The sequence below is a fragment of the Oculatella sp. LEGE 06141 genome (assembly GCF_015207605.1).
Taxonomy (GTDB): Bacteria; Cyanobacteriota; Cyanobacteriia; order Elainellales; family Elainellaceae; genus Oculatella.
The window spans coordinates 1-9,034 of the sequence record NZ_JADEWO010000113.1 but is presented as its reverse complement, the minus strand read 5'-3'; the positions used below and the strand labels follow the sequence as shown (position 1 = coordinate 9,034).

The 9,034-nt window shown below is 51.3% G+C and carries 1 protein-coding gene; it reads left to right on the top strand.

The features are described from left to right. A partial coding sequence (locus IQ268_RS31440) for a hypothetical protein (RefSeq protein ID WP_193887325.1) occupies nucleotides 1-9,034 on the top strand: 9,034 nt, incomplete at both ends.

Here is a 9,034-nt window from a genome sequence, read left to right as displayed (position 1 = left end):
ACGATGCCACGATTACCGCTGAGGTGATTAATGCCACTGAATCGGGTGACAAAGCCATTGGGGTCACCCTTGCCTTCAATACGATTGGCTGGCAACCACAGAACATCCTGTTCAATACGGTTGATGCCCTGATTGGTGACCCTGCTATTGCAGATGCCTTTGGTGCCTCTGGTGGAGCTGATACGAGAGCCTATCTACTGAACACCATAGTGGATAACACGGGTTCACTAAATGTGAGTGCAACGGCTACGGGATCTCTGATTGCAGACATTAGTAACACATCAGAATCAACAGCAGAAGGATTAACGGGTTCGAGTGGCTTAAGTTTTGGTGCAGTGATTGGTTTGAACAAAGTCAGTTCTGCCACAGAAGCATCTATTGACTTTGATAGTTCTTACACAGGACTGAAGGTAGTTAAAACCGATGGAGGGATCACAGTTGGTGCAGAAGATAGTGCAGCGATCTCTGCCAAGGTGCATTTAACAGCGATTTCTGAGGTTTCAAATGTTTCTCCCTTCAGCAATTCTGACTCTATTGGTGCTTCTGGTCTGATTAGCCTCAACGATGTACGAGGTGGCGCTTCTGCCTTTATTAATTCTGCTACTGTAACCAGTGGTGGATCGCTCCAGGTTTCTGCGCTGGAGTCAGCCACGATTAGTGCCTTGATGGATAGTACAACCACGGCTTCGAGTGGTACTCCTTTTGGTAAGGGTACTTCGCTAGCTGTGAACGGTACGATCGCTACCAACACTATACTCAGTACCGCCAACGCTTACATTACCAATAGCGACATCACCACTACAAATGCCGGAAATGTCACCTTAAATGCTCAAAACCTCTCAGCAATTACTGCCGATATCACGAGTAATGTGACATCAGGAGGGATTTCGGTTGGTGTAACCCTGGCGTTCAATACGATTGGTTGGGAAGGTCAAAACTTCCTCTTCAATGCGATCGATACATTATTCGGAACCAGTATTGGCAATGAGAAACCCGCTGAGGTTCGTGCCTTTATCGATCAATCAAACATTCATGCAGATGGCAGCATTAGCCTGACTACTATTTCTGATGCGGCGATCGCAGCTAATATTGCATCGTCTTCTGCATCCATCAAAGGATCTCTAAATGGCAGTGGCACTGCAGTTAGTGTAGGAGCTGTAGTGGCACTTAATAAGTTGAGTACTCAAGTGCAATCCTACATTGACAATGCAGTCGTGATTGAATCGGCTTCAGGGGGAATCGCCGTTCAGTCGAGCGATATATCCAGAATTGATGCAGATGTGAGTGCAACATCACTATCGATGGGAGCCGGAACCTCGTCCACGACATCAGTATCCGTGGGATTGAGCGTGGCTCGCAACGAAATCAAGAATGACATGGAGGCACGAATTCGCAATGTCGATTCACTCACGGCTAACAACGGCAACATCAGTGTGAGTGCAACCGAAAATGCAGCGATCGATGCTACTTCAACCGCGTCTTCTATCTCTGTGTCTGCTAGTAATTCTAGTAGCACAGCCTTCAGCGGTGGTGGTGCAACAGCAGTGAACCGGATCTTGGGTAAAGCCAATGCGTTCATTGAAAATAGTGATGTGACCGCAACTGGAACAGCCCTTGGACAGGGACAGGTCGTGCTAAGTGCCAATAGTGCTTCTAGCATCAAAGCGATGATTGAAAGTATCTCAGCGTCAGCAGGAGCGGGTACAGGGACAACAGCCGGTGTATCAATTGGGTTCTCTCTGGCTCATAACCTGATTGGTTGGAGCGATACCAGCACACAGGCTCCGATCCAGGTACAAGCTTACCTAAAGAACACTGATGTAAATGCAAGTCGCGGTATCGCTTTATCTGCAACATCAACCAATACCGTAGATGCGACGATTAATGCTGCTTCGATGGCGATCGCCGCTTCCTCTGGTCAATCCGGTGGCATATCCGCAGGCGGATTGGAGACTCAGAATTACATTGCGTCTCTTGTCAAAGCGTACGTCGATGGCTCCAACAGCATCACAACTACGACGGGGAATATTTCCCTAACGGCTGCCGACCAATCGATTGTTAAGGCTGATGCCCAAGCTGTTTCCCTGTCTGGATCGCTATCCGGTTCTAGCGGTGGTGCGGTATCCGTGGGGCTATCGTTAGCCTGGAATAAAATTGACAACGACGTAGAAGCAGCGATTAAGAATACTTCAAACGTGCAAGCGGCTTCTGGTGCAGTCAAACTCAGTGCGACTGAAAACGCAACAATCACCGCTACATCCACAGCCGCTTCTATCGCGATCAGTGGTAGTGGCAGTAATAGCCTTGGTTTCAGTGGGGGTGGCTCAGCATCTATTAACACGATTCTGAATGATGCCAATGCCTATATTGCAGGTAGCCATGTCACCAGTGGAGGAGATGTTGGAATCACTGCAACCAATACATCAACTATCAATGCCAAAGTTACCACAGCATCAATTGCTGGAGGTGTTGGTGGATCTAATGGGGCATCGTTCTCCCTGGGAGCAGCCGTCGCTCGTAACCTGATCGGCTTCGATGCCAGTGGTAATCGCTTACCAAACGATGTACAAGCCTATGTCAGCAATTCCAGCATTAATGCTGGGGGTAATTTGGCTCAGCAGGCAATTGCCAAAGAAACCATTGATGCCCAAGTACTGGCAGGATCAATGGCGATTGTAGGTTCCGGCAGTAATGCTGCTGGATTGAGTGGTTCAGGAGTGGGAGCAGAGAACAGAATCGCGACGCTCGTTAAAGCCTTTGTGGATGGAGATGGCGCGACTAGAATTCAAGCGGGTAGCGTGTCGCTTAAGGCAGATGATACATCAACCATCAATGCCAATGCAGGAGCTGCATCTCTGGCAGGAGCCTTCTCTGGTAGTAACTCCGTTGCACTATCGGTTGGTATTTCGATCGCTAAAAACGAGATCAGCAACGAAGTTGAGACATTCATCAAGAATGCAGATAGTGGAGTCAGAACCACAACCGGAGCGATTAGCCTCGATACGGACGAATCGGCAACGATTACAGCACTATCTGCGGCAGCTTCTCTATCGGCTGCGGCGGCTGGAACCAATGGAATTTCAGTCAGCGGTGCGGGAGCCGAATCAACCAACGTGATTCTAACCAAATCCAATGCCTATGTGCAGAACAGTAGCTTGACCAGTGCAGGTAATGTTCTGCTCGATACGCTCAATACTTCAACGATTACAGCTAAGGTCTTGACCGCTTCTGCGGCGATTGGTGGCGGGGGTACGGCGGGAGTTGGTGCATCCATTGGTGTAGCGGTAGCACGTAACCTGATTGGTTACGACTTGAATGGAAATCGTGTTCCAGCAGAAGTGCAAGCCTATGTCAGCAACTCCAGCATTAATGCCGGAGGAAGTCTGACGCAGAAGGCGAGCGCCAACGAAACGATCAACGCAGAAGTGTTAGCAGGATCGGCTGCGATCGCGGGTGGTGGCACCGCAGGAGTGGGGGTAAGTGGAGCAGGCGTTAGTACCACGAACAGGGTGGCAACTCTCGTTAAAGCCTTTATTGATGGCGATGCAGCCACCGGAATCCAAGCCAGTAGCATCACGTTGAAAGCGGATGATCGCTCCAATATTGCAGCCATTGCTGGAGCGGCTTCCCTGGCTGCCTCGTTTGGCGGTACAGCAGGGGTTTCCCTGTCGATTGGTGTGGCTCTGGCTCAAAACGAGATCAGCAATGAGGTCGCAACGTTTATTAAGAATGCGGATACTGGGGTGACGGCTCGTAGTGGAGCCATCACGTTGGATACCGATGAAGCGGCTACCATTACGGCATTGTCTGCCGCAGCCTCTGCTTCCGCCGCGATCGCCGGTACCGCAGGTATTGCTCTGAGTGGAGCAGGGGCAGAATCTACAAATGTAATTCTGACGAAATCAAATGCCTACGTCAGAGATAGCGTCCTCAACAGCGCTGGTAGCGTCAGCCTAGATACAACCAGCACGGCAACAATCGACGCAAGGGTTCTCACCGCTTCAGTTTCAGCTGGGGTAGGTGGTACAGCAGGTGTGGGTGCTTCGATTGGTGCTTCGATAGCTCGTAACTTGATTGGCTATGACCTGAGCGGTAATCGCGTTCCAGCAGAGATTCAGTCCTACATTAGCAACTCCAGCCTTCAGGCTAATGGTTCGCTAACGCAACAGGCCATTGCGAGCCAGACGATTACAGCAGAGGTTTTGGCAGGTTCTGTCGCGATCGCTGGAGGGGGTACGGCTGGAGTAGGAGCCAGTGGCTCTGGGGTTAGCACTGAAAACAAAGTGGCATCCCTGGTAAAAGCTTTCATTGATGGCGATGGAGCAACTGGCATCCAGGCAACTAACTTGTTGCTAAAAGCGGATGATGTTTCAACCATTCGTGCAACGGCTGGTGCCGCTTCATTAGCTGCATCTCTAGCTGGCACAGCAGCCGTTTCGCTCTCGATTGGTGTATCGCTGGCACGAAACATCATCAGCAATGAAGTAGAAGCGTATATTAAGAACGCAGATAGCGGTGTCAGAGCGGTAGCTGGCGACATCCTGTTGAATGTTGATGAAGCCGCTACAATTACGGCACTGTCTGCGGCTGCTTCAGCGTCAGCCGCGATCGCCGGTACTGCTGGCATCGCCCTGAGTGGTGCGGGGGCAAATTCTACAAACGTGATTCTCACTAAAGCCAATGCTTACGTGAGGAACAGCGTTTTGAACAGTGCTGGCAAGGTTGATTTAGATACCAGGAACACTTCAACCATTAATGCCCAGGTACTCACGGCTTCTGCAGCGTTAGGGGGCGGTGGTACGGCTGGAGTAGGCGCTTCGATTGGTGCATCAGTGGCGCAGAACTTGATTGGTTATGACTTAAGCGGCAACCGTGTTCCGGCTGAAGTGCAGGCATATGTGCAAAACTCTAGCATTAATGCGAGTGGCAGTCTGAGCCAGAAAGCACTGGCAAATCAAACGATTAATGCTCAAGTGTTGGCGGGATCTGTCGCGATCGCTGGTGGCGGTGTTGCTGGAGTTGGAGTGAGCGGTGCAGGAGCAAGCACTGAAAATAAAGTCGCCTCCCTGGTAAAAGCCTTTATCAATGGAGATGGAGCCAGTGGCATTCAAGCAGCAACCGTTTCACTCAGTGCCAATGATACTTCGAGTATCACAACTGAAGCCGGTGCAGCGTCGTTAGCTGCCTCCTTTGCAGGCGTAGCAGCCGTTTCACTCTCAATTGGTGTGTCGCTAGCCCGAAACACCATCAGCAACGAAGTTGAAGCGTTTGTTAGGAATGCAGATAACGGCATTACTGCCCGCTCTGGTTCGATTTCAGTCACTGCAAACGAGTCGGCAACCGTTAGCGCAATTTCTCAAGCGGCTTCCGCAGCGGCAGCAGTAGCAGGCAAAGCTGGTATTGCTCTCAGTGGCGCAGGGGCGGAATCTACAAACGTGATTCTCACTAAAACGAATGCCTACATCCAGGATAGTGTTCTCAATAGCAATGACAATGTCACATTAGACTCGACCAGCACTGCCAGGATTGATGCTAAAGTGCTGACGGCTTCTGCTTCCGTTGGCGGCGGTGTCGTTGGTGTTGGAGTTTCAATTGGTGCAGGAGTAGCCCGTAATTTAATTGGCTACGACGTGAACGGCAATTACCTCCCGGCAGAAGTGCAGGCTTACGTTAAAAACTCCAGCATCAACGCAGGTAAAACGCTAATACAGAGGGCGATCGCCAGCCAAACCATCTCATCCGAAGTGCTGGCAGGTTCTGTAGCGATCGCTGCCGGACTGGTCGGAGGATCAGCCGCTGGAGCTGGAGCCAGCACAAACAACAAAGTAGCTTCTCTAGTTAAGTCCTTTATTGATGGTGATGGAGCGACAGGCATTCAGGCCGCTAGCATTTCCCTCACCGCAGAAGATACATCGACCATTACAGCCATGGCTGGGGCCGCTTCGGTTGCGGCTTCCTTTGCTCCTGCCGGAGCTGCCCTGGCCATTGGGGTAGCACTGGCACGCAACGAAATTTTCAATACCGTTGAATCTGCGATTCGCAATGCCGACAGTGGCGTAACTGCCAGAGTAGGAGGCATCAATCTGAGCGCTAAAGAGACAGCAACCTCTATCGCTACTGCTACTGCTGCTGCTGCTGCTGTTGGTATCTACGGATTCAGCGGAACTGGAGCGGATGCGACCAGTATCATTGGTACCAACACTAATTCAATAGTGGACGATGCATCCATTCTTAGTGCTGCTGGTGCGATTAATGTAACGGCAACCAGCAGTCAATCTGCCATTGCTACCTCAGGCGGCTTATCTGGCTCCACCGGGGTCAGCATGGGAACCACCATCGCAACCGCAACCATTACTGGCGGCACAAGGGCTTACATGGATGGCTCGGTGCAAACTGCCAGTGCCCTTAACGTCACAGCAGACGCTAACAATACTGGCTTGGCGACCAGTATCGCAGCCGCAGGCGGTCTGCTGGCAGCAGGCAATGGTACAGCCGCTACAACTAATGTGTCGCCTACGGTGAGTGCGCGTTTGGGCGGTGAAGACACTATTCATGCCAACAACGTGATCAACGTAACAGGAGCCGTCAACGTTAAGACCACTGGAAAATCTGAATCTGATGCTCAGGCACTTGGGTTAGCGGTAGCAGGCGGTATTGGCGCAGGGGTATCGGTCGCTAGTGCAACCCTGAGCACAACGGTTAACGCTGGAGCAGACGCGAATACGACGGTTAATGCCAACTCGATTACGATGCAGGCGACACACAATGTAAACAATGAAGAAGTAACCGCTAAAGCGACAACAGCAGCTGGGGCTTTGATTGGTAGCGGGGCAGGCGCGATCGCCAACGCGACCTCGAATGCAAACGCGGATGTCATTGTGGATGATGGTGCAAAACTAACTACCACGCAAGGCATTGCGATTACAGCCAGAGGAGATCAACGGGCTTCCTCAGATGCTAGAGCACTGTCGGTTGCTGGAGCCGTTGGGATTGGAGCAACCTTTGCTACAACTAACATTGGCGGCGGCACTCGCGCTTACCTTGATGGTTCTGTGGGTAACGCTAGCAGCTTAGATGTCACCGCCGATTCAACCATCATTGGTAAAGCGACCAGCGAGGCAACGTCTGGTGGGTTAATTGCAGCCGGAAGTGGCACTGTTGCCACTGCTAATGTTGCGCCAACGGTTAGTGCCCGTTTAGGCGACAACGATGCAGTGAATGCCAATGACATCATTAATGTTGCAGGGGCGGTTAACGTCAAAGCAACTGCTAGCTCTGATGCAGATGCCAAAGCGGTTGGGGTCGCTGTATCTGGAGTCATTGGAGCCGGTGTGTCTATTGCCAGTGCTACGCTAGAGACAGCAGTGAATGCTGGCGCAGATGCCAACACCACGGTTAACGCCCAATCTATTTCAATGACCGCTACTCACAATATTTTAGGGGAGGAAGTGACCGCAGAAGCGATCGCCGCAGCTGGTAGCCTGATTGGTAGTGGTGCGGGTGCCAGGGCTGATGCTAAACATAATGCCAATGTGGAAGTGATCGTTGGAACTGGCTCCAACTTCACTACAACTCAAGACATCACATTGAAAGCTATTGGTAATCAGTTGGTTGAAGCTGATGCCAAGGCACTTTCAGTGAGTGGTTTGGTCAGCATGGGGTCAACCACCGCCACCGCCGATGCTGGAGGCCATATTGGGGCGAGAATGAATGGTTCTGTTAGTGGAGCTAATGCTCTAACCATTTCCGCCACGTCCACAAACCAAGCTGATGCTCAAGCTCAGACAACATCAGTCGCTTTTGGTGCGGGAATTGGGGGTTCTTGGTCAGATGCCAAGGTCACTAATAACACCAGTGCTGGAGTAGGTAGCGCATCCGTTATTAACATGAATGGTGCCGTGAATATTGCTGCCACGTCCACCTCAAGCGGAATTGCTACAGCACCAAGTATCGCTGCTGGGCTGGCAGGAGTTGGTGCGACGAAATCTACTGTTGATGTCGGTGGCAGTACTGCGACCTTCATGGATGGCACAGCGGTCAGGGCTGCATCTATCACCGCTAAAACAACAGCAACAAATACAGCGACTGCAGATGCAGATGCAACCTCAGCCGGAATTGCGGGCATAGGTGGAGCTGCCGCTACTGCTCAGATCAGCCATAGTGCTAAATCAGGAGCGGGAAGTACGGCAGACCTGTCGATTAATGGCACTGTGTCCTTTACCTCTAACGTCACCTCAAATGCAAAAGCTGATGCAGATGCGACTGCTGCGGGGGTCGTCGGAGTTGGTGCGACCAATGCAACAGCGATCGCCGCCGGCAGTAACCAGGCATACCTGGACGGTAAGCTGACAAATGCAAGTACCCTTAATGTCACAGCTACATCAATCAATCGAGCTGACTCCGATGCATCGGCAACCTCAGCTGGATTAGTTGGAGTCGGTGGAGCTACCACTACTGCTTTGGTCACTAACGTAACTAGAGCAGGTGCAGGGAGCACTTCGAAGATCAACACGTCTGGTGCTATTAATTTCATCTCTACCTCTACTTCCACGACCGATGCCAATTCTGCCAATACCTCCGCCGGAATTGCGGGGGTTGGCAAGACGACTGCGACTGCGAATACCAGCGGCATCAATAACGCGTATGTGAATGGTAAAGTTGCCAATGCTACGCCTTTGAATGCTACTGCCAATTCCACTAACACAGCAACAGCCAATGCAGCAACCACATCAGCTGGATTAGTTGGAGTCGGTGGAGCCACTACCAATGCCAAGATTACTGCTCAAACTAGTGCTGGCGGTGGCGATACTGCAAATATTGGAACGGCAGGTGTTGCTAAGTTTAATGCTCAATCTCAATCCACAGCACAGGCAAACTCTAGCGGACTTGCAGTGGGTTTTGTGGGAGCTGGGGCGACAAACGCCGATGCCAATGTGGATAGCATCACCAACTCCTACATGAATGGTGCAGTCACCGATGGTTCGTTAGAACTGAACACAAATGCAGTAAACAGTGCTAATGCCATCACTAGTGC